The organism is Streptomyces sp. NPDC048270 (genome assembly GCF_040652335.1).
GTDB lineage: Bacteria > Actinomycetota > Actinomycetes > Streptomycetales > Streptomycetaceae > Streptomyces.
On the sequence record NZ_JBEZLV010000028.1, the window covers coordinates 57,206 to 83,929 of the forward strand.

The window sequence follows — 26,724 nt, forward strand, 5'->3', positions numbered from 1 at the left end:
CCGGCGGTCAGCGCAGGTACGTCTGCTGCCACTCCAGTGAGGTCATGGAGAGCGCCGCGTCCGCCAGGACCTTCGCCGAGTCCGTCTTCAGGCTCGCGAGGCTGGTGTCGATCCAGTTCTGGGTGAGGGCGTAGCCCTGTTCCCGGTACTCCACGGCCTGGATCAGGCACTCCAGCTTGTCCGCGTCGCGGGCGGCAATCGCCTCGGGGGTGGCCCCGTCCTCGTACTCGTCGACCGCGGACTGCACGCCCGCCCGTACGGCCGGGTGCGCCGCCGACACCTGGTCCGCGGTGACCTCCTGGTTGGACGCGGCGCGCAGATAACGCCGGCCGATGTGCGCGATGTCGCCGACCTGGTCCGCGCCCACTACCCGGGCACGCCCATGTTGGAGACACCGCTGCCGGCCGGGGACCCGCTCGGCGGCTACGCCTCGATCCGCCGCATGGAGAACATCCTGGGCTGGAAGCCCCGGGTGTCCATCGCCGACGGGGTGGCCCGCTACGTGGCGTGGCTGCACAGCGCCCCGCACGCCGCGCCCGACTGGCTGGCGCAGACCGGTACGCAGGGCTAGAGGACCGCGCCCCAGGCCTAGATGACCGGCGGCCGGCCCAGCCGGGCCATCCGTACCACGGTGCGCCAGCGCATCGGCTTGCGGGGACCGCCGCTGGTCCGGACGCCCTCGGCGAACCCGTCGAACCAGGCCCGGAGCCCGGCCGCCGACCGCGTCCGGGCGACGGTCAGCACGATCCACACCCCGAGGTACGCGGGGACGAGGGGGGCGGGCAGGTGGCGCTTGGCGAGCCAGACCCGGTTGCGGGCGGTCATCCGGTGGTAGACCGCGTGCCGGGCGGGAGAGGTCCTGGGGTGCTGGAGCACGAGCTGCGGCTCGTAGAGCACGTCCCATCCGGCGTCGAGCGCCCGCCAAGCGAGGTCGGTCTCCTCGTGGGTGAAGAAGAACGCGTCCGGCCAACCGCCCGTTTGCTCCAGCATCTCCATCGAGAGGGAGTGGCCTCCGCCGAGGAACGTCGTGACCAGGCCGCGCCGCATCGGGTCCTTCGCCCGCAGGCGCGGGATGTGGCGGCGCTGGGTCTCTCCCGTCTCGTCGGCGATCCGGAAGCTGACGATGCCGAGCCGGTCCTCGGCCTCGTGAAGGTCTGCAATGCGGCGAACGACGTCGGCGTCGACGAGGAGTCCGTCGTCGTCCAGGTCCACCAGTACGTCGACGTCCCCGAACTCCCGCAGCCGCCGCCAGGCGACGTTACGGCCGCCCGAAACGCCGAGGTTCTCGACCAGCTCCACCCCGACGACGCCGTCCGGCAAGCCGGGCAGTGCGCAGCCGTTTCCGACCACGACGATCCGGGCGGTCGGCTCGTCCTGCTTGGCGACCGAGTCCAACAGGGCCCGCAACTCGGGCATCCGGTCACCCATCGTCAGCACGGCCACGCCCACCTTGGGTCGGGTCACACCCATCACGTCCGTCCTCCTGGCACCAGGTAAACGGTGAGCGTACCGCCGCCCGAGCCGTGCCCCGGCATCACGCGAAAGGCCCCGCAGCCATGACAGCGCTCCTGCTCGGCGACTACATCTCGGCCCCCACCCGTGGAGCCCTCTCCGCAACCCCGTACGGAAGCCTGGACACCTACGACCTCGCCGACTTCCTCGCCCGTTGGCCCGAACTCCACCGCCAGGCCCTGGACGCGCTTGGCGAAGCCGGAGCCGGCCGCATCCATCCGACCGCGTTCGTCCACCCGCAGGCGATCGTCGGGGACGACGTCATCATCGGCGCGGACGCGAGGGTCTTCGAGTTCTCCACCGTGCGCAAGGGCAGCGTGGTGTGCGCCGGCGCCTCGGTCGGGTTCAACTGCGAGGTGACGGCGGCCCTCATCGGCGAGGACGCTGTGCTCGGCCACCGCATCGGCGTCAACCGCACGCTCGTCGGCGCCAGGGCCCACCTGTCGGCCGGGGTCACGGTGGCCGCGATCAACATGTGCCGCGACATGCACCGCCCGGACCGCGAGGTGATCATCCGCACCGCGACCGGCATCTACCGCTGCGGCACCCCGCAGTTCGGCGCTGTCATCGGCGACGACACCCAAACGGGCAACAGCATCAGCCTCGGCCCGGGTGCAGCCATGGGCCGCCACACCCGAATTTATAGCGGCGTCACCCTGGCGGCCCGCACAGTCCCGCCCCACTCCATCGTCACCACGCCGCACACGGCCCAGGCCAGCATCCGTCCCTGCCGGGAGCGCTGAGGGACCGTCATGCCACCGCTGAGTCGGGTCAGGCGTTGCACGGTTCTGCCGGTGAGGGAGCGGGGGTGGGACCGCCGGGCCTGGTCGGGGCGGGCAGTGGGCGCGGGCCGACCAGGCCGGCGAGGTCGGTGCGGGAGCGGACATGCAGTTTGCGGTAGACCTTCGTCAGGTGCTGCTCGACCGTGCTCGCGGTCACGAACAGCCGGGCGGCGATGACCTGGTTGGTGCAGCCCTGGGCGGCCAGGACCGCCACCCGCCGCTCCGCCCGGCTCAGCCGGGCGACCGGGTCCTGGGGGCGGGCCGCCGGGGTGCTCCAGTCGAGGGCATCGCAGGGCCCGATGCCCCAGCGGGCCATCAGGTCCCGGCAGGCGTGCAGATCGCCTAGGGCGGCCACCGGCTGCTCGGCGGCCAGCCGGAACCGGCCGCGGGCCAGCAGGTAGTGGGGGGCGACCCGGCTGCGGAACATCGCCTCCGGAACGGGTACCCGCAGCAGGCGCGCGGCCTCCTCGTGCGCGCCGAGCCCGGTCGCGGCCAGCACCGCCGCGGCCAGCGGCATCCCGACGGCGATCCCCCAGGCCTCGGGCGCCAGCAGGCCGAGGGCCCGCCGCGCCTCGGCGGCCGCCTCCGCGTGCTGGCCCAGGCGGCCGTGCACCAGGGAGGCGGCCGCCGCGGCCACCGCCCGGCGGGCCGGGGTGTCCAGGGCCGGGGTGGTCCGCGTCTCGCGCAGCAGGGCGTGCCAGTGCTCGGCCCGGTCGCTCTCGCCCACGTACAGCAGGGCGCACAGGGCCGCCGTCACACCGGGCGCCGGATGCTGGCGCGATACGAGCGCCGCCGCGGCCCCTTCCACGGCGGCCGTGCCCCCGGCCGCGCCGGGCGGCGGCGCGGGCTGCGGGCCCAGTTCCGGGTAGACGTACGCCGCTTCGGCTCTGAGCCGCCCCGTTTCCACTGTCCCGCCGAGGTCGTCGAGCGCGCGGGCCGCGGCGTCCGGGCGGCCGTGCCACAGCAGCAGTCCGAGCGGGCCCGCTGCCCGCTCCGCCCCGAACCGTCCCGCCTCCAGGGCCTGTTCGAGGGCCGGGAGGTGGCGGGTCACGGCGGCGGGGTCGCTCTCCCATTCGGCTCCGGCCAGCGCGTCGAGCAGCTCCGCCCGGCGTACCGGGTCGGGGCAGCGGCGGTGCGCGGCGTCGAGGAACCCCGCGGCCGCCTTGGGCCGGGCCGCGCGCAGGGCCTGCCCGGCCGCCTCGGCCAGGACGTCGACGGCCCAGGGCTCCGCGGCCGCGGGGCCCGGCCCGTCGGCGGCCACCAGGTGCCGGGCGACGGTCTCGGCTCCGGCGCCGTCGGCGCGCAGCAGCGCGACGGCCCCGGTGTGCAGCCGGGCGCTCTCCCGGGGCGGGAGTTCCTCCAGTACGGCGGCCCGCGCCGCCTCGTGGCGGAACCGTCCGGACTCCAGCAGCCCGGTGTCGGTGAGGACGTCCATCAGCGGCCCCACGGCCCGCTCGTGGACGCCGAGCAGCCGGGCGAGCGTGGTGAGGGTGGCGGAGGGGCCGAGGACGGCGAGCGCCCGGGCCGTGTCCAGGGTGCCGCCGGGGCGCAGGCAGCCGGTGACGGCCCGTTTGAAGGCGGCGGCGGCCACCGGGCGGTCGGAGCGCAGCGGTCCGCACTGCGGCCGGTCCTCGGCGAGGGCGTGCAGCAGCCGGGGGTTCCCGCCGGTGGCCCGGTGCCAGGCGGGGGCGAGCCGGCGGGCCTCGGCCGGGTCCGCGCAGCCGCCGTAGGGGGCGCGCAGGAACGCGGCGACGCCGTCCTCGTCGAGGGTGGTCAGGGCGAGGGCCAGGCACCGCGGGTGGCGGGCGAGTTCGGCGACGGGCAGGGCGGCGGCCGGCGGGTGCGGCGGCTGGTGCGCGGAGCCCGTGCCGAGCAGCATGATGCGCGCGGCCCCGATCCGGCCGCACAGGTACAGCAGGCAGCGCGCGGAGAGTTCGTCGGTGTACTCGATGTCGTCGACGGCGATGACGACCGGGGCGGTGGCGGCCAGGTCCGTCAGGACGTCCCGCACCACCGGCAGGGCGGCGTCGGGTCCGGGTTCGGGACCGGTGAATCCGGGTACGGCACTCAGCAGCTGTCCGGCGACGCCGAGCGGGATGCCCTGTTCCGCCGGGGAGGCGCAGGCGTGCAGGACCAGCGCTCCGGCCTCCGCCGCCTCGGCGGTGAAGGCCCGCAGGAGCGCCGTCTTGCCGGTGCCGGGACTGCCGGTGACCAGGGCGGCGCGGCCCTCGCCGCGCCGGGTCACTTCGAGCAGCTCCCGGAGCCTGCCGAGCTCCCGGTCCCGCCGCACCAGTCCCTGCGGCTTCGGTGTCATCGGCTCTCCCCCCGTGCGGTGCCGCTCCCGGCAGTGTGCCGGGGTCCGGGGAAAAGCCGCTGGTGGGCGACCGGAGGCACGCTCGAGCCCCGGCCGCGGAGCCGCGGAGCCGGAAAGGCGCCGCAGCCGCCGGGGCCGGGGCGGGGGCCGTGCAGGAGGGGGCCGGGTCAGCGGTGGGGGCGCTTCTTCAGGGCGCGGGCGCGGGTACGGATGCGCTGCTTGTCCTCGGAGCGGGCGCGGGCGTCCTGGCGCAGCTCCAGCATGCGCTGTTCGCGCCGGAGCTTCTCCCAGTTGCCGAGCCGGTCCGCGTCGAGCGAGCCGGTGACGACCGCGGTCCGGACGGCGCAGCCCGGCTCGTCGTGGTGGCGGCAGTCGCGGAACTGGCAGTCCCCGGTGAGGGATTCGACGTCCGCGAAGGCCTTGTCGATGCCCTCCTCGGCGTCCCACACGGCCAGCGCCCGCATGCCGGGGGTGTCGATGAGCAGGCCGCCGCCGGGCAGCGGGACCAGCTCGCGGTGCGTGGTGGTGTGCCGGCCCTTGAAGTCCGAGCGGACCTCCTGGGTGGACAGCACCTCCTCGCCGCGCAGCCGGTTGGTCAGCGTGGACTTGCCCACGCCGGACAGGCCCACCAGGGCGACGGTGCGGCCCGGTCCGACGTACCGGTCCAGGGCGTCGAGGCCCTCGCCGGTGCGGGAGGACACGGTGTGGACCGGGGAGCCGAGCGCGATGCGCTCCACCTCCTCGGCCGCGCCGGCCGGATCGGGGTGCAGGTCGGCCTTGCTCAGCACCACGACGGGCTGGGCCCCGCTCTGCCAGGCGACGGCCAGGTAGCGCTCGATGCGGCGCAGCCGCTGCTCGCCGGTGAGGGCGGCGACCACGAAGACGGTGTCGACGTTGGTGGCGACGATCTGGGACTCGGTCCTGCGGTTCGCGCTGCCGCGGACGAAGGCCGAGCGGCGCGGCAGGACGTCGAGGATCAGGTGGGGGGCGGGTCCGCCCACCACCACCCAGTCGCCGGTGGCCAGCTGGGCCCCGCCCAGCGGCGGTTCGCCGTCCTTGAACAGCCGGGGGCCGAGCTGGGCGCGCAGTTCGCCGTCGGGCGTCAGGACGGTGGCGGCGCCGCGGTCGACCTGGCCGACGCGGGCGGGGAAGCGGGTCTGGCCGGGCGCGGGGGCGCCGAGTGCGGCCAGGTGCTCGGGCCAGGCCGCGGCGAGGTCGCCGCGCCACCCGAGCGGGGCGAGGGCGGCGGAGTCGGGTTCCGGCGCCATCAGCTGTTCTCCGCGGGCTCGGGCTTGGCCTGGGCGGACGGGGCGGGCCTGCCCTCGCAGCCGCAGCCGCCGCGCTGGACGGTGAGGCGGCGGCGCGGCGCCGGGGCGGCCGCCGGGGCGCCGGTGGTGTCGCCGGCGGCGTTGACGGCGGCGTTGACGGCGGCGTTGACGGCCTCGGGGGTGTTCTGCTCGGTCATGCGTCCTGCTTTCGGGTCGGTGCGGGGCCGCCGATGCGGCTCCGCACGAAGGCGATCTGTGCTGACATGGCGTCCGCGCCGACCTCGGCGCGGGCACTGGCGTGGCCGGTGGAGCGCAGCCGGAGGTCCACGTCCGCGCCGCGGGCGGCCAGCTCCCGTACGTACGACTCGATCTGGCCGACCGGACAGCGCGCGTCGCGGTCCCCGGCCAGGACCAGCAGGGGGGCGCGGACCGCGCCGGCGTACGTGTGCGGGGAGGCGGCCGCATAGCGCTCGGGCATTTCGTCGGGGGTGCCGCCGAACATGGCGCGGTCCACCCAGCGCAGGCTGTGCAACTGCTCGCGGTAGGCGGCCGGATAGTCGCCGACGGCCCCTTCGGCGAGCCCGCAGGCCCACAGTGCGGGCTGGGTGCCGAGGCCGAGCAGGGTCAGGTAGCCGCCCCAGGAGCTGCCCGCGAGCACGCAGCGGTCGGGGTCGGCGACCCCGGACGCGACCAGGTGGGCGCGGACGGCGGCCACGTCGGAGAGTTCGGTGTGGCCGACGGCCTCGCGGTGGCCGAACTGCCAGGCCGTCCCGTTCTCGGCGGAGCCCCGGTAGTTGACGCGGGCCACCGCGTAGCCGGCGTCGTTCCAGGCGGCGGCGGGGCCGTTGTACTCGTCCCCGTCGGCGGTGTGCGGGCCGCCGTGCAGCAGGAAGACCGTCGGGTATGGGGCCTCGCCGGCGTCCGGCACGCTGAGGAACACCGGGACCGTCAGCTCCCCGTGCGGCACGGGGACTTCGGTGACGGGGGCGGCCGGGACGACCGGGCCGGGCACGGACAGCAGCTCCCCGCCGGCGAGGTCGCGCAGCACGGCCGGGGCGGAAGCGGAGGAGAAGGTGTACCAGCAGTCGCCGTCGGGCCGGGGCGCGGCGGTGTGCACGGTGCCGCGCGGGACGGGCAGCCGCTCCAGGTGCCCGTCGGCGAGCCGGTGGTGGTAGAGCTCGCTGCGCCCGTGCGTGCGGTGGTGGAGCAGCAGCGCGGCGCCGTCGGGCACGAACTGGGCGCGTACGTCGCCGGGCAGGCCGGTGTCGACCTCGCGCACCTCTCCGGTGACCGGGTCCCACAGCAGGGGGGCGGGGCGTCCGCCCCGGGTGTGCGTGGCCAGCACGAGCCGGCCGCCGGGCTGGAAGGGCGAGCCGTAGGGCACGACGTGCAGCCCGCTGTGCGGCCAGTCGCTCAGCTCGCCCACCAGTGCGCCGTCCTGGTCCAGGACGCGCAGCGAGGGGCGCTGCGGATCGCCGTACTCGGCGTGCAGCACCAGGATGTGCGCCTCGTCGTCGCTGAGGCCCCCGAGGTAGAGCGGGGTGTCGGCGCCGTACAGGACTTCGGCCCGGTCGGCGCCGGCCCGCAGCAGGTGGATGTCCGTACGGCCGTCGGCCGCGGTGATCCCGGCGACGGCGAGGCCGGAGGCGCCGACGGCCAGGCCCTCGGGGGTGCCGGGCGGCACGCCGGGCAGGGCGGGCACGGCGGGGCCGCCGCGCAGCGGGGCCCGCATCCAGCTGCCGTGCTCGGTGCCGTCCTCGTCGTGGTACCACCACAGCCAGCGTCCGGCCGGGTCGAGCAGGCCGAGTTCCACCCCGTGCGGGGCGTCCGTGAGCTGGCGGATCCCGCCGCCGGCCCGGTCCCAGAGGTAGAACTGCGCGGTGCCGGTGGCGTTGCCCCGCAGCGCGCAGACCTCGGGCCGCAGCCGCCCCCAGAAAGGGAGCTCGACAGCGGGCGCGTTACACCGGTCAACCGGAATCGACTCCGACTCGAGCGCAGCGGTATATACAGTCACCAGGCCATTATGCAGAAGACCGACAGGCCTAGGAAGAGCGAATATCCAATTCGAGCCACAGGGTGGCTGAGCGAAAGCCGGCGATGCCGTCCCTGCGCTTTGTGCATTCCTTTTCCATTTTCCGAACAGGAACCGACAACCGAGCAAAGGGGCACATCGATGCAGCTCAACGACCTTCACTGGGTGAGCAACACGCATGGCTCGCACCGATCGAGGATGCAGAACACCATTCTCTTCGGCGAGCCGGAATCCATCGGCGAACCGGCCGACGGACGCCTCAGGACCATTTTCCCCTGGCACCCTGTCGAATTTCTCCGCACTCGACGAGGCTGACGCAAGGAGACCTCCTATGCCCTTCGCAGTTCTTCCCGGCCCGCTGACCCGCACGGACATCGGAGAGGGGATCCGCAAGCAGGGCTGGACGTTCGCCCCGGGGACCGGATTCGACACCGGTACCGGGGCGCAGGAGTTCCGGCAGCTGAAGCAGGCCTACGAGGACCTCGAGCCGGACGGGTACCTGACCGACGGCGGGGCCTACCGCTTGCGCCGGCACGTCCGCTACACCCACCGGGCGGCCTCGCAGGGCGTGCTGCGCGCGCACCCGCCGGGCCCCTACCACCAGAGCGCCGAGGTGAACCCGTTCGCGGGCGGCTCGCCGCGCTGGTTCGCGCCCGTCACCGGCGCGGTCCGCGTCAACCCCTTCCTGCACCGGCTGCTGCTGCACGGCGTCGACGTGTTCTCCGAGCTGGCCGGCGCGGAGCCCGGGCGGACCCTGGACTGGGACGTGGACGTGCACCTGGTGCGGATCCGGGCCAGCGCCGAGGAGGAGGGCCTGCCCTCCCCCGAGGGCGTGCACCGCGACGGCTTCGACTACATCTCCCTGCACCTGATCGGCCGCGCCGGGGTGACCGGCGGCCGCAGCATCGTCTGCGACGCGTCCGAACGCCCGCTGGCCCGCCCCCTGCTGGCCGCCCCGATGGACTCGCTGTACGCGGACGACCGCCGCATCCTGCACGGCACCGAACCGGTCCGCCTGGACCCGGCGGCGGGCCGCGCGTACGGCTACCGCGACATGCTGCTCACCAGCTACCGCCGCATCGGCTGAGGCCCGGTCCGCCCGGCGGGCGGACCCTGGCCTCCCCTTCACCGGCCGCACCGGTCCGCCGAGCGGGCGGACCGGCCCGCCGCATCGGCCGACCGGTCCTCCCGCGCGCCCTCCGGCGGTTCAGGTCCGCGGACTCCCCCAGGAGAATCCCGCGAACGCCGGGCCGCCTGCCGGGGCCTGCGGCGCCGGGGCCTCGGGGGCGAGCGCGGAGACCCGGCTGCGCGGGCCGGCCACGGCGAGCCCGCGGGCGGCGTGGGCGGCCTTCTCGGCCAGGTCCCGCGCCGTGTCCGGCTCGTAGCGCGCGGAGTCGTACTGGAGGAGCAGGGACAGGCCTGCGGCGGACCGCGCGAACTGGAACGAGAGCTCGAACATGCCCTCGTCCAGCGGGATCGGACCGCCCGTCAGCCGCAGCTCGCCCGGCCCGGTGTCGATCTCGTCCCAGAGGGTCACCCACACGTCGAAGAGCGGGTTGCGCCCGGGCGGGCGCGGCGGGTCCAGGGCCCGCACCAGCTCGCTGAAGGGCAGCCCGCCGTGGTCCAGCGCGCCGACCGTCTGGCCGGCGAGGTCCGCGATCAGCTCCGCGCAGGGCAGTTCCCCGTGCACGGCGGTCCGCAGCACCACGGTGTTGACCAGGCAGCCCACCGCGCCGGCGGGCCCGAGGGCCGGGCGGCGGCTGACGGCGGTGCCCAGGCTGATGTCGCGGGCGCCGGTCGCCTCGTGCAGGGAGGCGGCCACGGCGGCGGCCAGCACCCCGAACAGGCCGGTGCGGTGGCCGCGCGCGAGCCGCTCCAGGGCGCCGAGCTCGCCGGCGTCGAGGCGGACGGCGGTGACGGCCGTGCGCCGGCCCGCCGGACCGGTGCGCGGATGGTCCACGGGCAGCGGGAGCGGCGCGGCGGACGGGGTCAGCCGGCCCTGCCAGTAGGCGAGCTGGGTGTCGTACGAGGGCTCGTGCGGGCCGGGCGCGGGCGGCTGGGACGCGGCGCGTTCCACCGGTCCGCCCGCCAGCGCGCGGGCGATGACCTCCAGGGAGGTCTGGTCGGCGACGAGGTGGTGCAGGACGACCAGCAGCCGGTCCCGGCCGCCGGGGCGGCGCAGCAGGGCCGCGCGCACCAGCGGCCCGGCCGCCAGGTCGAAGGGCTTGTGGGCCCATGTGCGTACGAGGGCCTCGCGCGCGGCCTCGTCGGACAGGTCGAGGACCTCCAGGCGGGCGCGCGCGGGCGCGGGGCCGGGCACCGGCTCGCCGCTCTCCTCGCGGAACACGGTGCGCAGCTGCGGCTGGAGTTCCTGGAGCCGGGCGAACGCGGCGCGCAGGGCGGCGGGGTCGGCCGTGCCGTGGCAGTCCAGGAGCATCGGCACGTGGTAGGCGGCGGTGCCCGCCGTCCCGGCGCTCCGGGTGCGGTCCTCCAGCCAGAGCCACCGCTGGACGGCGGAGGCCCGTGGCACACCCTGACCGCCCCTGCCCACCGGGCCCACACCGTCACCCGGGACCGGGGCCGAGCGCGGCGCCAGTCCTTCGGCCGGGGCCGGAGCCGGGCCCTCCGCCGGAGCCGGGGCCGGGCGTTCGGCCAGAGCCAGGGCCGGGCCCTCCGCCGGAGCCAGGGCCGGGCCCTCCGCCGGAGCCAGGGCCGGGCCCTCCGCCGGAGCCAGGGCCGGGCCCTCCGCCGGAGCCAGGGCCGGGCTCTCCGCCGGGGCCGGGGCCAGGCCTTCGGCCGGGGCCAGGGCCGGGGCCGAGCCTTCGGCCGGAGTCGGCGTCGGCGCCGGGCTCAGGGCCAGGCCCTCCGCCGGGGCCAGGGCCGGAGCCGGGGCCAGGGCCGGGCCTTCGGCCGGGGCCAGGGCCGGGCCTTCGGCCGAGCCTTCGGCCGGGGCCGGGCCTTCGGCCGGGGCCGGGCTCAGGGCCGAGCCCTCGGCCCGCGCGGAGGCGGCGCGTGGCGCCAGACGGAGGGTCAGGGCGGTGACGCTCGGGCAGTCGAACACGTCGCGGACCCGCACCGGCACGGCCAGCCGTTGCGATGCCGCCACGGCCAGGGAGGCGGCCTTCAGGCTGGTCCCGCCGAGGAGGAAGAAGTCGCCGTCGTCCGCGAGGGGCGCACCGAGCGCCTCGGCGAACAGGGCGCGCAGCACGGTCCGTACGGCGTCGGCCGCCTCGTCGCGCGCGGCCTCGCCGTCGCCCGCGGCCTCGGCGGAGGGCCCGGCCGGGGTGTCCGGAAGCGGCCGGGCGGCCAGCTCGCGGCGGTCGATCTTCCCGTTGGGGGTGCTGGGCATCCGCTCCACGGGGATCACCGCCGCCGGGACCATGTAGTAGGGCAGCCGCTCGGCGAGCCGGGCCCGCCAGTCGGCGGGCAGCGGCCCGTCGGTGACGACGTATCCGGCGAGCAGCGGCTGCGCCGTCCCCTCGGGCACGACCACCGCGGCGGCCGCGATGCCCGGCAGCGCGGCGAGCGCCGCCTCCACCTCGCCGGGCTCGATGCGGAAGCCGCGGATCTTCACCTGCCGGTCGGCGCGCCCCCGGAAGTCCAGGGTGCCGTCGGGGCGGTGGCGGGCCAGGTCCCCGGTCCGGTAGAGCCGGGCGCCCGGGCGGGGGTCGTCGGGGTCGGGTACGAAGCGTGCGGCGGCGGCCTCGTCGGGCCGGCCCAGGTAGCCCCGGCCCACGCCGATGCCGCCGATCCACAGCTCGCCCTCCTCCCCGGGGCCGACCTGCGCCCCGGAGCCGTCGCGCACGGAGTAGCGCAGGTTGGCCATGGGGCGGCCGATGGTGGGCGGCTCCTGCGGAAGGCCGGGCGGGCACCGGTGCCAGGACTGGAACACGGTCGCCTCGGTGGGCCCGTAGACGTAGATCAGGTCGCGGCCCGGGGCCCAGCGGTCGACCAGGGCCCGGCTGAAGGACTCGCCGCCGGTCACCACGGTCGTGACGGCCGGGAAGGCGGCCGGGTCCAGCTGGGCCAGCAGGGCGGCGAGCAGGAAGAAGGTGTCGGCGCCGCGTTCGCGCACGAGCGCGGCCAGGGCCTCGGCGGAGGCGACGGGCGCGTCGAAGACGACGACGGCCGCGCCCGCCCACAGCGGGGCGAGGATCTCCCACACCGAGACGTCGAAGGCGGGGCTCGCGAACTGCAGCACGCGCCGGTCCGGGCCGAGGCCGAAGGGGACGGCGGTGGCCTCCAGCAGGTTGGCCAGGGAGCGCTGTTCGATGGCCACGCCCTTGGGCCGGCCGGTGGAGCCGGAGGTGTGGATGACGTACGCGAGGTCGGCCGGGCCCGGCAGCGGGCCGCCGACCGGCGGGACGGACACCCCGGCGGCGGGCTCGGCCGCGGCGCCGAGGGCGACGGTGAGCACGCCCGGGCCGGGGAACAGCCCGGCCAGTGCGTCGGTGGTCAGGGTGAGCGGCGCGGGGGCGCTCTCGACCAGCTGGGCGAGCCGTTCGGCCGGGTGGTCCGGGTCCAGCGGCACGTACGCGGCGCCGGACCGCAGCACCGCCAGTACGGCCACGACCAGCTCCGCGGAGCGGGGCAGGCAGACCCGGACCAGTACGCCGGGCCCGGCGCCGCGGGCGCGCAGCCGGACCGCCAGCTCCTCGGCAAGGATGTGCAGTTCGCCGTGGGTGAGAGTCCGGTCGCGGGCGACCACGGCGGGCCGGTCGGCGACCGGTGCGGCACGCTCGGCGAGCAGCGCGGCCACCGGCCCGTCCGGGACGGGGGCGGCCGTGTCGTTGAGCGCGGCCAGGGTCCGCTGCCAGTCCGCCGGAGTCCCGGCGGGGGCGGCGGTCGCGGAGCCGGGTTCGGGGGTCACGGCGACGGGTTCGGGGGTCACGGCTGCTCCCTCCAGAGCGCGTCGGGGCGGGCGACCAGGGCGGCCAGCGCCTGCCGGGTGCGTTCGACCAGGCGGCCGGCGGTCGCGTCGTCGAAGAGCTCGCCCTTGTACGTGAGGACGCCGTCGGCCTCGTCCTCGCCGGTGCGCAGCGACCACACGAGGTCGAAGGCGGTGGCGGTGGGCCGGGCCGCGGCGACGGCGCCGTCCGGGCTGAACAGGGCGCCGGGGTCGGGGGCCGCGTCCTCCTGGGCGACCACCAGGATCTGGCTCAGCAGGGCCCGGTCCACGCCGAACTCGCCCTCCGCGAGGGCCGATACGGCGTCCAGGCCCGCTCCCGGCCGGTCGTGTGCGGCGAGCAGCGCGTCCGCGACGGCGCGGGCCAGTTCGCGGTAGGTGTCGGCGGTGCCCGTCGGCACGCGCAGCAGGGCGGTGCCGGTGAGCGGGCCGACGACGTCCGCGAGGCCGGGCCGGGACCGGGTGCTGAGGACGGTGGCGAGCCACACCTCGTCCGGAGTCGCGCCCGCGCCCTCGCCGCCCCGGGCCAGGGCCGCGACCAGCGCGGTCAGGCCGAGCGCGAAGGGGCTCAGGCCGTCGGCGCGGCCGAAGGCCCCGGCGCCCGGGGCCGGGAAGGCGAAGGGCAGTTCCGTCGGCATCAGGGCGCCGCGCACCAGCCGGGGCCGGTCGTACGGCAGCGGCAGCCGCGGCGGCTCGCCGGCGGCCAGCGCCCGGCGCCAGTGCCCGTCCGCGCCGGCCGGGGTGCGCTCCTGCTGCCAGCGGGCCACGTCGGCCAGCCGCAGCGGGGGCTCGCCGGCGGGGTCGGCCGGCCAGCCTCCGGCGGCGAACTCCTCGTAGGCGTCGGCCGTCTGGCGTACCAGCAGCTCCATGGAGCGGCCGTCGACGGCGATGTGGTGCACGGCGAACAGCAGGACGTGCTCGTCGTCGGCCAGCCGCACCAGCCGGGCCCGCAGCAGCAGTCCGGCCGCGAGGTCGAAGGGCTCCTCCAGGTGCCGCTGGGCCAGCGCGTCGAGCGCGGCGGCCCGGTCGGCGTCGGGGAGCGCGGAGAGGTCGTCCTCGGCCCAGCCGGTCCGCGGCACGGTCAGCGGCTGCCACCGGGGCCCGTCCTCGGTGACGACGAGCCGGGAGGAGAGGGCGTCGTGGCGGGCGGCGGTGTGCTCGACGGCCTGGCGCAGGGCGTGCGGGTCCAGGGTCCGGGCGGTGGCGCGCAGCGCCTCGAACACGACGAACGCGGCGGGGGCGGCGCCGCCCCGCAGGGCCTGCCAGATCCCGGTCTGCTCGGTGCTGAGGGGCGCGGGGCCGCCCACCGGTCCGCGCACCGGCCCGTCCTCGGCCACCGGGGCGGCCGGGTCTGCGGGGGCGGCTCCGGCGATGGCTCCGGCGATCGCCGCCGGGGTGCGGGAGTCGAAGACGAGCCGGGGCGAGACGTCCCGGCCGAGCGCGATCCGCAGCCGGGCGGCCACGGCGACGGCGTCCAGGGAGCCGCCGCCGAGGTCGAAGAAGTCCTCGTCCGGCCCGACCCGTTCGTGCCCGAGCGCCTCGGCGACGGCCTGCGCGACGAGCTCGACGGGCCCCGCGGCGGTGCCCTCCGCGGACGCGGACGCCACGGGTACGGTCGCCACGGACGCGGCCGCCACAGGTGCGGACGCCACGGGTACGGCCGCCACGGGCGCGGTTCCTGCGGGCGCGGTCCCGGCCGTCGTGGCCGGCTGCGGCGCCGCCTCTCCCGCGTCCGCCGTGACGTGGACGGTCGCCGGGACCAGCCGCAGCGGCAGCGCCCGGCGCAGCAGGGTGCGCAGCGCGCCCGGGCTCACCGTGTGCCCGGGCTCCGGGGTGACCCGGGCGGTCAGGGGCCCGGGCTCGCCCGGGGCCGCGGCGCCGACCTCGGCGGCGCGCACCGACGGGTGGGCCAGCAGCAGCAGTTCGGCCTCGGCCGGGTCGAGGTGGGTGCCGGGTCGGTCCGGGTCGGGCACGAGCCGCCCGGCGCGGCCGCGCGGCACCAGCTCGCCCCGCTCCGACCAGTGCGCCCGCAGCCCGGTCGCGCCGGCGCCGGTGCTCAGGTCGCCGGGGACACCGACCGGGACGGGCCGCCCCGCGGCGTCGCTGATCCGGGCGCCGGGGTACGCCGCGCAGGTGTCGGCGAGCGCGGCCAGCTCCGCGCGCTCGGCGTCGGGCAGCGGCGTGCCGGCCGGGGTGCGGGCGGGGTCGGCGGCGGCGCGCAGCAGCAGGTCGGCCCAGTGCCGCAGCAGCCGGGTGGCGCGGGCGGCGCTGAAGAGGGTGCCGTCGTACTCGGCGGTGAGCTCGAGCAGCTCGGCGGAGTTGTCCAGATGGAAGCTGAGCTCGAACTCGGCCGCGTGGTCGGCGTAGGGCTCCCGCCGTACGGAGAGTCCGGCTCCGGCGTCCAGTTCGCTGCCGTCGCCGGTGCCGGCGGCGCCGCGCTCGTCGGCGGTGAACATGACCGTGAACAGCGGGGTGCGGCCGCCGTCGCGGGCCCCCGGCAGCTCGTTCACGAGCCGCTCGAAGGGGTGGGCGCGGTGGGTCATGGCCGAGGCCACGGCGGAGCGGGTGGCGGCGGCGCGCTCGGCGAAGCCGAGGTCCGGTGCCACCTCGCAGCTCAGTACCACCGTGTTGAGGAACGCTCCGATGACCCCCGCGTACGAGGGGTCGTCGCGGCGGGTGACGGGCGTGCCGACGAGGATCCGGCGCTCGCCCGTGAACCGCCCCAGCAGCTCGGCCAGGGCGGTCAGCCCGGTCCCGTACATGCTGGTGCCGCAGGTGCGCGCCAGCTCCCGTACGGCCCGGGTGTCCTGTGCGGAGAGCCGGAAGCGGCTGGAGCCGCCGGGGCCGGGCGCGGCGCCGCGCTCCCCGTCGGCGGGCAGCAGCGGGAAGGGCAGCGGGGCGGCCAGCTCGGTGTGCCAGTGGGCGCGGTCCCGCTCCGCCTCGGGGCCGCCGAGGGCGGCGGCCTCGCGGGCGATGTGCGTGAGGTAGCTGCCTGCGGCGGGCCGGGGGGCGGCCGTGCCGGTGCGCAGGGCGCGCAGCCGGGCGAAGACCCGCTCGGCCAGCAGGACGGCGGATTCGCCGTCGCAGGCGATGTGGTGGGCCGTCAGCGCGAGGAGCGCGCTGGTCGGGGAGAGCCGCAGCAGGACCGCGCGCAGCGGCGGCTGCCGTTCCAGGTCGAAGGGGCGCCGGGCCTCGCCGCGCAGGATCGCGGCGGTGTCGGTGCCCGGTGCGGGCCACAGGACGGTGAGCGGCGGCCGGTCCCCGTAGACGAAGCGCTGGCGGGGCTCGCCGTCGCGGACGAAGAAGCGGGCGCGCAGGAGCGGCGCGCAGGCGGCCTCGTCGGCGAGGGCCTGGGCGACCTGGCGCTCGTCCAGCGGCCCCTCGATCCGGAAGACGTCGGTGAGGTGGTGGACGCTGTCCGCGCCCTCGTCGAGCCGGGCGAGGGTCCACAGCTGCCGCTGGGCGGCGGACAGCGGGTGGTCGCCGCCCTCCGGGTCCTCCTCGGCGGCCGCCGCCTGTACCTCGCCCCCGTCCGCGCCGCGGCCGCGCAGGGCCGCGCAGGCTTCGCGGACCGAGGGGCCGTCGAGGAGTTCGTCGATGCCCAGGACCAGGCCGTGGCGCTGTTCGAGGGCGGCGATGACGTCGACGGCGAGCAGGCTGTGGCCGCCGCAGGCGAAGAAGTTGTCGTCGGGGCCGATCCGGTCGACGCCGAGGATCTCCCGGAAGACGGCGCCGACGCGGTCCTCCAGGCTCTGCGGGGCCTCGGGCGCCGCGGCCGGCGCGGGTTCGGCGGCCGGCGCGCAGGCCCGGGCCCGCTCGGCCAGCTCCCGCCGGTCGATCTTCCCGTTGGTGCTGAGCGGTACCCGGTCCAGCGGCAGGATCCGGTCCGGGACCAGGGGTGCGGGCAGCACGGTGCCGGCGTGCGCGTGGACGGCCGCGGGGGTCTCGGCGGCGGGACCGGTGACGAAGGCGACGAGCGAGGGCCGGCCGCCCGCGCCCTGGCAGACCACGGCGACGGCCGTCTCCACGGCGGGCAGCGCGGCCAGGGCCGCCTCCACGTCGCCGAGTTCGACCCGGTTGCCGCGGATCTTGACCTGGTCGTCGGCGCGGCCGAGGAACTGCAGGGTGCCGCCGGGCTGCCACCAGCCGCGGTCGCCGGAGCGGTAGCGCCGGCCGCCGGGCTGCTCGGGCGCGGCGGGGAAGGCCGCCTCCGTGAGGTCCGGGCGGTGCAGGTAGCCGTCGGCGAGGCCGGGGCCGGAGAAGTGCAGCTGGCCGGGGAAGCCGGGGGGCACCGGCCGGTCCGCGCCGTCGAGCACCTCGACGACCGTGTGGGACAGCGGCCAGCCGATCGGGGTGCCGGGCAGCGGGTGGGCGGGGTAGTCGAAGGCGGTGGATCCGACGGAGTTCTCGGTGGGCCCGTACTCGTTGACCAGCCGGGTGCGCGGCAGCTGGAGCTGGTGGCGGGCGACGAGTTCGCCGGGCATCGCCTCGCCCGCGACGGTGACCACGCGCAGGGTGCCCGCGGCGGCCAGCTCGTCGAGGACGGCGGTGTAGAGGCTGGGCACGAGGGTGACGTGGGTGGCCGTGTACCGCTCGGCGAGCCCGCGCAGGTGGGCCCCGTCGAGCCGGCGCACCGCGTCGACCAGGACCAGGGCGCCGCCGGCGCCGAGTACGGAGAACACGTCCGAGACGGAGCTGTCGAAGGACAGCGCGGGCACCTGGAGCAGGCAGGTGTCGGGGGACAGCCGGTGGTAGTCGTGCTTCCAGGCGAGGTAGCCGTCGATCGCCGAGTGGCGGACGGCGACGCCCTTGGGCCGGCCGGTGGAGCCGGAGGTGTAGATGACGTACGCCGTGTCCTCGGGGCGCGGCGGCTCGGGCTCCTCCTCGGGCAGGGCGGCCAGGTCGGCGGTGTCCGCGGCCAGGTCGGCGGCGGACAGCAGGCGCAGGCCCGTGCGTCCGGCCAGCGCCCGGGCCAGTTCGAGGTGTTCGGGCTCGGCCACCAGCGCGGCGGCGCCGACGTCGTCGAGCATGCCGGCGAGCCGCTCCTCGGGCTGCGCCGGGTCCAGCGGTACGTAGGCGGCGCCGGCCCGGACCGTGCCGAGCAGCGCGGTGAGCGCGTGGCGGCCCTTGCCGACGAGCAGGGCGACGCGGTCGCCGCGGCCCACCCCGTACGCGTGGTGCAGGCGGCGGGCGGCGCGCACGGACTCGGCGCGCAGCTGGGCGTGGCCCAGTTCGGCGGCTCCGTCGGCCGCAGCCCCGCCGGTGACGACGGCCAGGCCCTCGCCGCCCGCGAGGTGGCCCCGGTCCAGCCGCTCCAGCAGGGTGGCCGGTGTGGCGGGCGGCCAGAACCCGGCCCGGCCCCACTCCTTGACGGTCTCCCGGTCGGCGGCGTCGGCCAGGGTGAGGGCGGCGAGTTCGCGGCCGGGGTCGCCGAGCTGGGCCAGCAGGTGGGCGACGGAGCGCAGCACGGCGTCCGCGAACCAGGCCTCGCAGCGCCCGGTGTCCGCGTCGGCGTGCAGGACGCGGTCCTCGCCGGAGCCCTCCAGGGTGAGCAGCAGCGCCTCGCCGGCCGGGGCGGCCGGCGCCGTGCTCCCGGCGGCGACGGTGAGGGTCCCGGCGCGGGATCCGGCGGGGCGGGCGGCGAGCAGCTCGTCGCGGACGCGCCGCAGCAGGGCCCCGGCCGTGCCCCCGTCCTGGCCGCCGGCCGGGGCGGTGGCGACGGTGACGGCGACGGGCCCGGCGGGGCCGGCGGCCGTCAGGGCCGGGGTGTCGGTGTCCTCGGCGGCGGCCACGGCGAGGGCCGCCGCCGCGCACAGCAGCACCAGTTCGTCCACGGGGTGCCCGCCGGCCCCGCGCAGGGCGGTACGGGCGGCGGCGGGCAGGGGCAGGCTGCGCCGGGTGTGCCCGGGGACGCCTTCGCGGGTCAGCCGGGGCCGCAGCGCCGTGGCCGCGGCGGCCGGTTCCCGGGACACCGGAATGCTGAGGGGTGCTGCGGTCATGGCCGGACGCTCCCTGCGGGTTGCAGTCTGTCGGATTCGTCGGTGCGGGAGGTTGCGTGCTGCGCCGCGGGCCCGTCGGAGGTCCGGTCGGCGGCGGCGAGGTACCAGTTCGGGTGGCAGCGCAGCGCACCGACCAGCTCGTCGAGCAGCTCCAGTGCGGTGCTCTCGGTGAACAGCGCCCGGTCGTAGGCGAGTTCGAGCAGGACCCGGCCCTCGCGCTCACTGGCGTAGATCCGCAGGTCGTCGCTGAGCGGGGCCTGCTCGGGGTCCGCGGGGAGGAACGCGGGCCCGTCGTCGGAGCGTTCGGACGTCTCCCAGCTCAGGCCGGCGTCGTAGACGGGGCGGCGGCCGGGGGCCGGCCGCTCGGCGATCTCCACGACCGTGGTGTCGAAGGGGAAGCGGGCGTGGTCGTAGGCCTCGGCGAGCCGGTCGCGGACCTGGGTTAGGAGTTCGGCGGTGCTGTGGGCCTCGCCGGGTGCGAGCCGGACCGGCAGGGCGTTGACGAAGCAGCCGACGACCTCGGCCATGTCGGCGCGGTCGCGGTTGCCGGCCGGGCAGCCGATGACCACCTCGGCGCTGCCGGAGCGGCGGTGCAGCACCAGCGCCCAGGCGGTGAGCAGGGCGGTGAACGGGGTGGCGGAGCCGCCCTCGGCCGCGGCGTGCAGCACGGCGGCGGGCAGCGCGCGCCGGACCACGCCCGCGCCCTGGCGGCCGGCGCCCGCGCGCGGTCCGCTGCCCGGCAGGTCGAGCCGGGGCAGCGGCCCGGAGAGGGTGCGGGTCCAGTACGCGCGCTGGCGTGCGGCCTCGGGGCCCTCCAGCCAGGCGGCCTCCTCGGCCACCCAGTCGCGGTAGGGGCGGGCGGGGCGGCCGTCCCAGGGGCGCGCTCCCGCTTCGAGGGCGTCGTAGGCGGCGAGCAGGTCGCGGGCGACCAGGGCGGCGCTGTCCCCGTCGTAGACGAGGTGGTGGGCGGTGATCACCAGGATGTCGCCGCCGGGGTGGCCGGTCAGCTGCCGGACGGCGAACAGCGGTCCGGTGGCGAGGGTGAAGGGCGTGGAGTGGGCGGCGGTGACCGCTGCGGCGACGGCCCCGTCCGTGGGGCCGACGTGGACGACGGACAGCGGCGGCCCGTCGGGCAGCCGGTCCATGACGACCTGCCGGGCGGTGCCGCCGATGACGGCCACCCGGGTGCGCAGCACCTCGTGCCGCTCCGCGAGGGCGGCGACGGCCGCCCGCAGCAGGCCGCTGTCCAGCGGCCGGCCGGCCCGCACCGCGTCGGTGATGTTGAGGGCGACGGGGCTGGGGCTGGTGCGCGCGGCCATCCAGATCCGGCGCTGGGCCCGGGAGAGCGGCAGGACCTCGCCGTCGGGCGCGGATACGCCTGCGGCGGGCCCGGCGGATCGGGCGGGCGCTGCCGCCCGGGCGACAGCGCCCACGGCGCCGAAGGCCGGGCCGTCGGCGGCGGACGGGCCGGACACGGCTGCTGCCGCGCCGGCGGCCGCACCGCTGACAGCCGGGCCGGCGGCGGCCAGGGCCGGGGCCGCCGGGGCCGGGGTGGTCGGGGCCGGGGTGGTCGGGGCCGGGGTGGTCGGGGCCGTCGTGGTCGGGGCCGGAGCAGCCGGGGCCGGAGCAGCCGGGGCCGGGGCGGTCGGGACCGGAGCAGCCGAGGCCGGGGCCGTCGGGGCCGGAGCAGCCGGGGCCGGGGCGGTCGGGGCCGGAGCAGCCGAGGCCGGGGCCGTGGCCGCCGGAGCCGTCGTCGGTTGTTCGAGTACCGCTGCGAGGGCTCGGACGGTCTGCTGTTGGAAGACGGTGACCAGCGGGACCCGTACGCCGAACTCCTCCTGGAGCGCGGCGGCGAGCCGGGCCGCGGTCAGGCTGTGCCCGCCGACGGAGAACAGGTCGGTGTCGGGGTCGGTGACCGGCGCGCCGAGCACGGCCGTCCAGACCTTGGCCACCCGCTCCTCGGTGGGGCTGAGGTCCAGGCGCGGCGCGGCCTCCTCGCGGGGCGGGGCCGGCAGCGCGCGCCGGTCGAGCTTTCCGTTCGGGTTCAGCGGGAGCTCCGCGATCTCCACGTACGTCCCGGGCACCATGGCGGCGGGCAGCCGCTCGCCGAGGTAGGCCCGCAGGGCGGTCGGATCGGCCGCGCCCACCACGTAGGCGACCAGGCCCAGTTCGCCGCGCTCGTCGGGCACCGCCAGGACCGCGCAGCGCCGTACGTCCGGGTGCCCGGCCAGGGCGGCCGCCACCTCGCCCGGCTCGACCCGCTGGCCGCGGATCTTGACCTGGTCGTCGATGCGGCCGAGGAAGAGCAGGTTGCCGTCGGGGCGGCGGGCCGCGCGGTCGCCGGTGCGGTACATGAGCCGTCCCGGGCGCAGCGGGTGGGGCGTGAAGCGGTCGGCCGTCAGCTCCGGGTTGCCGAGGTAGCCGCGGGCCAGGCCGGCGCCGGAGATGCACAGTTCGCCGGGCACGCCGATCGGGGCCAGGTCCCCCTGGGCGTCGATGACGTCGACCGTCTTGTTGGCGATGGGGTGGCCGATCAGGATGTCGGCGCCCGGGTCGGTGATCTGGTGGACGGTGGTCCACACGCTGTCCTCGGTGGGCCCGTACTCGTTGTAGAGGACGGTGTCCGGGAGCAGTTCGGCGTGGCGGGCGGCGAGGGCCTCGGGGAGCCGTTCGCCGACCAGGACGATCTGGCGGACCGAGACCAGCCGGGGGGCGCAGCGCTCCAGCATCAGCTGGTAGAGGCTGGGGACCAGCATGATGTGGGTGACCTGGTTGCGCCCGATCTCCTCGGCCACGTGCTCGACGTCCAGGAGCCGGTCCTTGCCGAGGACCACGACCCGGGTGCCGGCGACCAGCGCGGAGAAGATGTCGTTGACCCCGCTGTCGAAGTGCAGCGGCGGCACCTGGAGCACGGCGGCGTCCGGCCCGAACCCGTAGTAGCCGGCCCGGTAGTGGACGGTGTTGACGATGCCGCGGTGCTCGATCATGACGCCCTTGGGGCGGCCGGTGGAGCCCGAGGTGTAGATGACGTACGCGAGGTCGCGCGGGGTGGCCCGGGGCGCCGGGGGCAGGTCGGCGGCGGCGCCGTCCGCAGCGGCGGTGCGCGGATCGAGGACCGGCAGGTCGGTGAGGGCGGCGGCCTTGGCGTGGTAGCCGCCGTCGGCGAGCACCGCGAGGGCCCCGCTGTCGGCGAGGGCGAACGCGAGCCGGTCGCCGGGCTGTTCCGGGTCGAGGGGGACGAACGCGGCGCCGGTCTTCAGGACGGCGAGCGCGCTCACCACCATCCACTCGGTGCGCTCGGTGACCACGGCCACCAGCGCGCCCGGGCCCGCGGCGCAGGCCTCCCGCAGGCGCGCGGCGACGGCTTCGGCGCGGGCGTCGAGCTCGGCGAAGCCGAGGACGGTGCTGCCGTGCACGACGGCGGGCCGGTCCGGGTGCGCGGCCACCTGCTCCTCGACCAGGTCCAGCAGGGTGCGGTCCGCGGGGAACGGCGCGGCGGTCTCGTTGACCTCGTCGAGCAGGAACCGCCGTTCGGCGGCGGGCAGCAGGGGGACCTCGGCGAGCGGGGCGTCCGGGCGGGCGAGCAGGCCGGTGAGGAGCCGGACCAGCCGCTCCCCCATGCGCAGGGCGCTGTCCCGGTCGAAGAGGTCGTCGGTGTAGCCGACCCACAGCTCGCCCTCGCCGCCGGTCCGGCCGTCGAGGAAGCTGAAGGCCAGGTCGAAGTCGCTGACGGGCTGCTCGAAGGGCAGGTGGCGGACGGCCAGGCCGTCGGCGCCCGTGACGGAGTCGTCCAGGGCCGTCTCGACGAGCACGTCGAAGACGGGGTTGCGGCTGGGGTCGCGGGTCAGCGCCAGGTCCTCGACCAGCTGCTCGAAGGGGTACTCCTGGTGCGTCATGGCCTCCTGCGCGGTGGTGCGTACGGCGGCCAGCAGCTCGCGGAAGGAGCCGGCGGTGTCCACCGGGGTGCGCAGGACGACGGTGTTGGCGAAGAGTCCGACCGTCTCGGCGGAGCGCCGGTCGGGCCGGCCGGCGACGACCGTGCCCAGCAGGACGTCCGGCTCGGCGCACAGCCGCCACAGGAGCACGCGCAGGGCCGCGGTGAAGCCCATGAAGGAGGTGGCGGCGCTCTCCCGGCACAGCTCGCCCAGCGCGTGGACCAGTTCGGGGCCGAGGGTGAGGCGTACGGTGCCGCCCGCGGCGCTGCGGGCGGCCGGGCGCCGGCGGTCGGCGGGCAGCTCCAGCGGTTCGGGCAGGCGGCCGAGCCGCTCGCGCCAGTACGCGCGGTGCGCCTCGCCCGCCGGGCCGGCCAGCCGGGCGGCGAGCCGTTCGGTGTGCTCGGTGTAGGCGGGGGCCGGCTCCCGGTCCCCGGCCCGGCCGGTCAGCGACGCCAGCAGGTCGCGCATCAGCAGGCCGAAGGACCAGCCGTCGCACACCGCGTGGTGCACGGTGAAGAGCAGCACCCCGCCGGCTTCGGCGCCGGGCAGCCAGGCGATCTCGGCCAGCGGGCCCTCGGCGAGGTCGAAGCGGCGGCGGCAGGCCCGTGCGAAGGCCTCCTCGGGCGTGGTGCCGCGCTCGGTGCGCAGGACGCCGGCGGGCGGGTCGAGGACGACCTGGGTCAGGCCCTCGGGGGTCTGGCGCAGGACGGTGCGCAGGGAGGCGTGCCGGGCCACCAGCTCGTCGACGGCCGCCGCGAGGCGGGGCTCGTCCACGGCGCCGTCGAGCCGGTAGGCCTCGACCATCGTGTACGGGGGGAGGGGCGACTGGTCCATCCGGTCCAGCAGCCACATCCGGCGCTGGGCGTTGGAGGCGGGGAAGGTGTTGCCGGGGCGGGGGGCGGGCGCGGCCCCGTCGGCCGCGGTCGGGGCCGGGGAGGAGGCGGTGCGGCCGCGGGGCAGGGCGCCGCGTTCGCGCAGTACGTCGGCCAGCGCGGCCGGGGTCCGCAGGTCGAACACCTCGTGGACGCGGGCCGCGTCGGGCCGGCCGGTGCCCTCGCAGAGCGTGGCGACGAGCTGGACGGCGGACAGGCTGTGTCCCTCGGCCCGGAAGAAGTCCTCGTGGGCGGAGAGCGGCGGGCGGCCCAGCACCTCGGTCCAGGCGTCGTGGACCAGCCGGTCCACGGGGTCGACGGGCTGCCACACGGCGCCCCTCGGCGAGGTGGGCAGGGCGAGCAGCGCCGCCCGGTCCACCTTGCCGTGGACGGTGAGCGGCAGGGTGGCCAGCCGGTGCAGGGCGGCCGGGAGCATCGCTGCGGGCAGCCGTTCGCGCAGCCAGTCGGCCAGTGCGGCGGGCTGGACGGGGGCGTGCTCCGGCGAGCCGGCGGGGCCGCGCCGGGCCACGTACCAGGCGTGCAGGGTCACGGTGCCGTCGCCTGCGGTGCGGGGCACGACCACGGCCTCGACCACGCCGGGGTGCCCGATCAGGGTCTGCTCGACCTCGCCGGTCTCGACGCGGGTGCCGAAGATCTGCACCTGGCCGTCGGCGCGGCCCAGGAACTCCAGTTCGCCCTCCGCGTTCCAGCGGCCCTGGTCGCCCGTGCGGAAGACGGGGGCGTCCCCGGCGTGCGGGGAGCGTCCGAAGCGGACGGCGGTGGCCTCGGCGTCGCCCCGGTAGCCGGGGGCGACGGCGGGTCCGGCGATCTGGATCTCGCCCGTCACGCCGGGCGGGGCGAGCTCCCCGGAGGGGGTGACCACGAAGACGCCGTAGCCGGGCGAGGGCCGGCCGACGGGCACCCGGTCGAGCCGCTGGGCGAGCGCGCCGTCGCGGATGAACATGGTGGCTTCGACGGTGGCCTCGCTGGGCCCGTACAGGTTGGCGAAGGTGCCGATGCGCAGCCGCCCCACGGTGCGCGGGAGCAGGCCGCGCGGGATCGTGTCGCCGCCCAGCAGGAGGTGGCGCAGGGGGAGTTCGGCGTCCTCGGGCAGGGCGCGCAGCAGGACGGAGAAGAGGCCGGGCACGCAGTTGACGAGGTTGACCTCGCCGTCGCGCACCCGCTGCCACAGCGCGTCGGGGTCGAGCCGGTCGGGGTCGCCGACGGCGACGAGGGTGCCGCCCGTGGTGAGCGTGGTGAAGACCTGGAAGGCGGTCGCGTCGGAGGTGACCGCGGAGAGCATGGCGGTACGGGTCCGCGCGTCGATGCCCAGCGCGGGCGCCCCGGTGAGCACCTTGTGGCCCAGCTGGCCGTGGTGGACGGCGACGGGCCGGGGGGTGCCGGTGGATCCCGAGGTGAACAGGATCATCGCGGGGGCGCCGGGCTCGGCCCGGTCCGGGACCTCGGCCGTGGTCGTGTCCGTGTCCGTGTCCGTGTTCCCGTCCGGGGCCCTGTCCGTGAGCAGGCCGGCGAGGTCCGCCACCGGTACGGGCAGCTCCGCGTCGGCGGGTCCGACACCGTCGGCGCGCAGCGCGAGGGCGGCGCCGCTGAGGCGGGCCAGCAGGGCGATGCGGGCGGCGGGCTGGCGCGGTTCGAGGGGGACGACGGCCGCGCCGGTGCGCAGGACGGCGAGGAAGGCGGTGACGAGGCCGGCGCCGCGCGGGGCCAGTACGCCGACCGCGTCGCCGGGGCCGATGCCGTGGCGGGCGGTCAGCGCGGCGGCGGCCAGCACGGCCTCGGCGGCGAGCTGCCGGTAGGTCAGGGTGCGGCCCTCGCCGGTGACGGCGACGGCATCGGGGGTGCGGCGGACGGCCTCGTCGAAGAGTCCGGTGAGGGTGGTCGGTGCGAAGGCGGCGGGGGCGGGCAGGGCGGCGAGGTCCCGGAGTTCGGCGCGCAGCGGGGCGCCGAGCACGTCGATGTCCTCGGGGGTGCGGCGCGGGTCGGCGGCGAGGGCTTCGAGGACGGCGGCCACGCAGCGGGGCAGCGCCCCGGTGAGGGCGGCCGTGCCGTCGGCTCCGACGGACAGGCCGCCGTCCGGGGCGTGTTCGACGCGCAGCACGAGCGCGGCCGACGGCTCCGGCGAGCGGTCCCCGTACAGGGCCGGGCAGACGACGGCGAGCTGGGCCAGGCCGGCGCCCGCGCCGGGGGTGACGGCGTCGAGGCGGGTGCTCAGCGTGTCCCGGTCCTGCCAGGGGCGGGCGGCGGCCTGCTCCAGCTCGGCGTGCAGGGCTTCCAGGAAGGAGGTCGCGGGCGCGGCCGGGTCCAGCGGGGCCAACAGCGCGAACTCGGGCTGCGGGGCGGTGGATCCGGCGGCCGGGCCGAAGGCCGGTACCACCACGGGGACGCGCCCCGGTGCGGCCTGGCCGGCGGCTCCGGCGGGTCCCGCGCTTCCGGTGAGCCCGGCGAGGGCGATCCGGGCGGCGGCGACGGTGAGCAGCAGCAGGCCCCCCGGGGCCCCGCCGGTCATCGCGTGCAGGGCCGCGGCGGCCTCGGGGGCGACCGCGGCGCTCCCGCCGGCGCCGGCGGCCGGGGCGGCCTCGGGCTCGAGGAGCGGTTCGAGGCAGGCGCCGGTCAGCCGCGGGAGCCAGAACCCGGCCTGTTCGGCGCCACGGGCCGCCGTAAGGTCATCCCCATGGCCGAACTCTCCGTCACCATCGTTCCGCAGCACCTCTACGTCCTCCCTGACCAGTTGTGGGTGCACCGACTGCCCCCGGATGCCGCCGTGCCCCCGCTGCCGGCCCTGCCGTGGTCCTCGGTCACCCGGGCCCGGGACGGACTCACCGTGGTGTGCGCCGGGCGCCTGCCGGCGGGCGCCGGGTCCGTCAGCGGTCCCTGGCGCGGGCTGTACGGGGCCGACGCCCACCACCTGGACCTGCCCGGCATGCTGGCGGGCCTGCTGGTGCCGCTGGCGGGGGCCGGGGTCGGCGTGTTCGCCGCGTCGACGTTCGACGCGGATCTCGTACTCGTACCGGCCGAGAAGTACGAGCGCGCCCGGACCGCGCTGGAAGCGGCCGGGCACACTCTCTCGTCGGGCTGAAGCCGGG

13 protein-coding genes and 1 pseudogene are annotated in these 26,724 nt (G+C 77.4%); 5 read left to right on the forward strand and 9 right to left on the reverse strand.

What is annotated here, in order from left to right; all coding sequences use genetic code 11:
* Positions 1–7: 7 nt before the first annotated feature.
* Positions 8–355 (reverse strand): annotated as a pseudogene (locus AB0D66_RS23855) (HD domain-containing protein); the annotation flags it as partial.
* A 27-nt stretch (positions 356–382) separates the two neighbouring features.
* Here AB0D66_RS23855 and AB0D66_RS23860 point away from each other — a divergent pair.
* Positions 383–571: a hypothetical protein gene (locus AB0D66_RS23860; protein WP_362306962.1), complete on the forward strand. Its 189-nt coding sequence runs from the start codon at positions 383–385 to the stop codon at positions 569–571.
* 17 nt (positions 572–588) lie between these two features.
* Here AB0D66_RS23860 and AB0D66_RS23865 read toward each other — a convergent pair whose 3' ends face one another.
* Complete coding sequence (locus AB0D66_RS23865; protein WP_362306965.1) at positions 589–1,470, reverse strand: glycosyltransferase family 2 protein; 882 nt, start codon at positions 1,468–1,470, stop codon at positions 589–591.
* Between the two features lie 86 nt (positions 1,471–1,556).
* Between AB0D66_RS23865 and AB0D66_RS23870 the strand changes: the two genes are divergently transcribed.
* Positions 1,557–2,255, forward strand: a complete 699-nt coding sequence (locus AB0D66_RS23870) for a transferase (RefSeq protein ID WP_362306968.1) — start codon at positions 1,557–1,559, stop codon at positions 2,253–2,255.
* A 28-nt stretch (positions 2,256–2,283) separates the two neighbouring features.
* On the opposite strand, the gene AB0D66_RS23875 is transcribed toward AB0D66_RS23870, so the two are convergent.
* The 4 genes from AB0D66_RS23875 to AB0D66_RS23890 all read right to left on the reverse strand — a co-directional run bounded on the left by AB0D66_RS23875 (position 2,284) and on the right by AB0D66_RS23890 (position 7,890).
* Positions 2,284–4,608: an AAA family ATPase gene (locus AB0D66_RS23875; RefSeq protein WP_362306971.1), complete on the reverse strand. Its 2,325-nt coding sequence runs from the start codon at positions 4,606–4,608 to the stop codon at positions 2,284–2,286.
* Positions 4,609–4,775: 167 nt separating this feature from the next.
* Positions 4,776–5,876, reverse strand: coding sequence for a ribosome small subunit-dependent GTPase A (gene rsgA / locus AB0D66_RS23880; protein WP_362306974.1), 1,101 nt, complete (start codon positions 5,874–5,876; stop codon positions 4,776–4,778).
* Positions 5,876–6,073: a hypothetical protein gene (locus tag AB0D66_RS23885; RefSeq protein ID WP_362306977.1), complete on the reverse strand. Its 198-nt coding sequence runs from the start codon at positions 6,071–6,073 to the stop codon at positions 5,876–5,878. The genes rsgA and AB0D66_RS23885 overlap by 1 nt, the downstream gene beginning before the upstream one ends.
* On the reverse strand, positions 6,070–7,890 hold the full coding sequence (locus AB0D66_RS23890) for a prolyl oligopeptidase family serine peptidase (RefSeq protein WP_362306980.1): 1,821 nt from the start codon (positions 7,888–7,890) through the stop codon (positions 6,070–6,072). Before AB0D66_RS23890 ends, AB0D66_RS23885 begins: the two co-directional genes overlap by 4 nt.
* A 159-nt stretch (positions 7,891–8,049) precedes the next feature.
* Between AB0D66_RS23890 and AB0D66_RS23895 the strand changes: the two genes are divergently transcribed.
* Complete coding sequence (locus AB0D66_RS23895; RefSeq protein WP_362306983.1) at positions 8,050–8,223, forward strand: hypothetical protein; 174 nt, start codon at positions 8,050–8,052, stop codon at positions 8,221–8,223.
* A 16-nt stretch (positions 8,224–8,239) separates the two neighbouring features.
* Positions 8,240–8,995 (forward strand): 2OG-Fe dioxygenase family protein, encoded by a 756-nt coding sequence (locus AB0D66_RS23900; protein ID WP_362306986.1) that lies wholly within the window; start codon positions 8,240–8,242, stop codon positions 8,993–8,995.
* 120 nt (positions 8,996–9,115) lie between these two features.
* Here AB0D66_RS23900 and AB0D66_RS23905 read toward each other — a convergent pair whose 3' ends face one another.
* The 3 genes from AB0D66_RS23905 to AB0D66_RS23915 are packed head-to-tail and all read right to left on the reverse strand — an operon-like array spanning position 9,116 to position 26,348.
* A complete protein-coding gene (locus AB0D66_RS23905) occupies positions 9,116–12,799 on the reverse strand; it encodes an amino acid adenylation domain-containing protein (protein ID WP_362306989.1) in 3,684 nt (1,227 codons plus the stop codon).
* Complete coding sequence (locus tag AB0D66_RS23910; RefSeq protein ID WP_362306992.1) at positions 12,796–18,813, reverse strand: amino acid adenylation domain-containing protein; 6,018 nt, start codon at positions 18,811–18,813, stop codon at positions 12,796–12,798. Before AB0D66_RS23910 ends, AB0D66_RS23905 begins: the two co-directional genes overlap by 4 nt.
* Positions 18,810–26,348: an amino acid adenylation domain-containing protein gene (locus AB0D66_RS23915; protein WP_362306995.1), complete on the reverse strand. Its 7,539-nt coding sequence runs from the start codon at positions 26,346–26,348 to the stop codon at positions 18,810–18,812. The genes AB0D66_RS23910 and AB0D66_RS23915 overlap by 4 nt, the downstream gene beginning before the upstream one ends.
* On the opposite strand from AB0D66_RS23915, the gene AB0D66_RS23920 reads away from it, so the two are divergent.
* Positions 26,313–26,717 carry an ACT domain-containing protein gene (locus AB0D66_RS23920; protein WP_362306998.1) on the forward strand — a complete coding sequence of 135 codons (405 nt, stop codon included), beginning with the start codon at positions 26,313–26,315 and terminating at the stop codon, positions 26,715–26,717. The genes AB0D66_RS23915 and AB0D66_RS23920 overlap by 36 nt on opposite strands.
* The last annotated feature ends 7 nt before the right edge of the window (positions 26,718–26,724 follow it).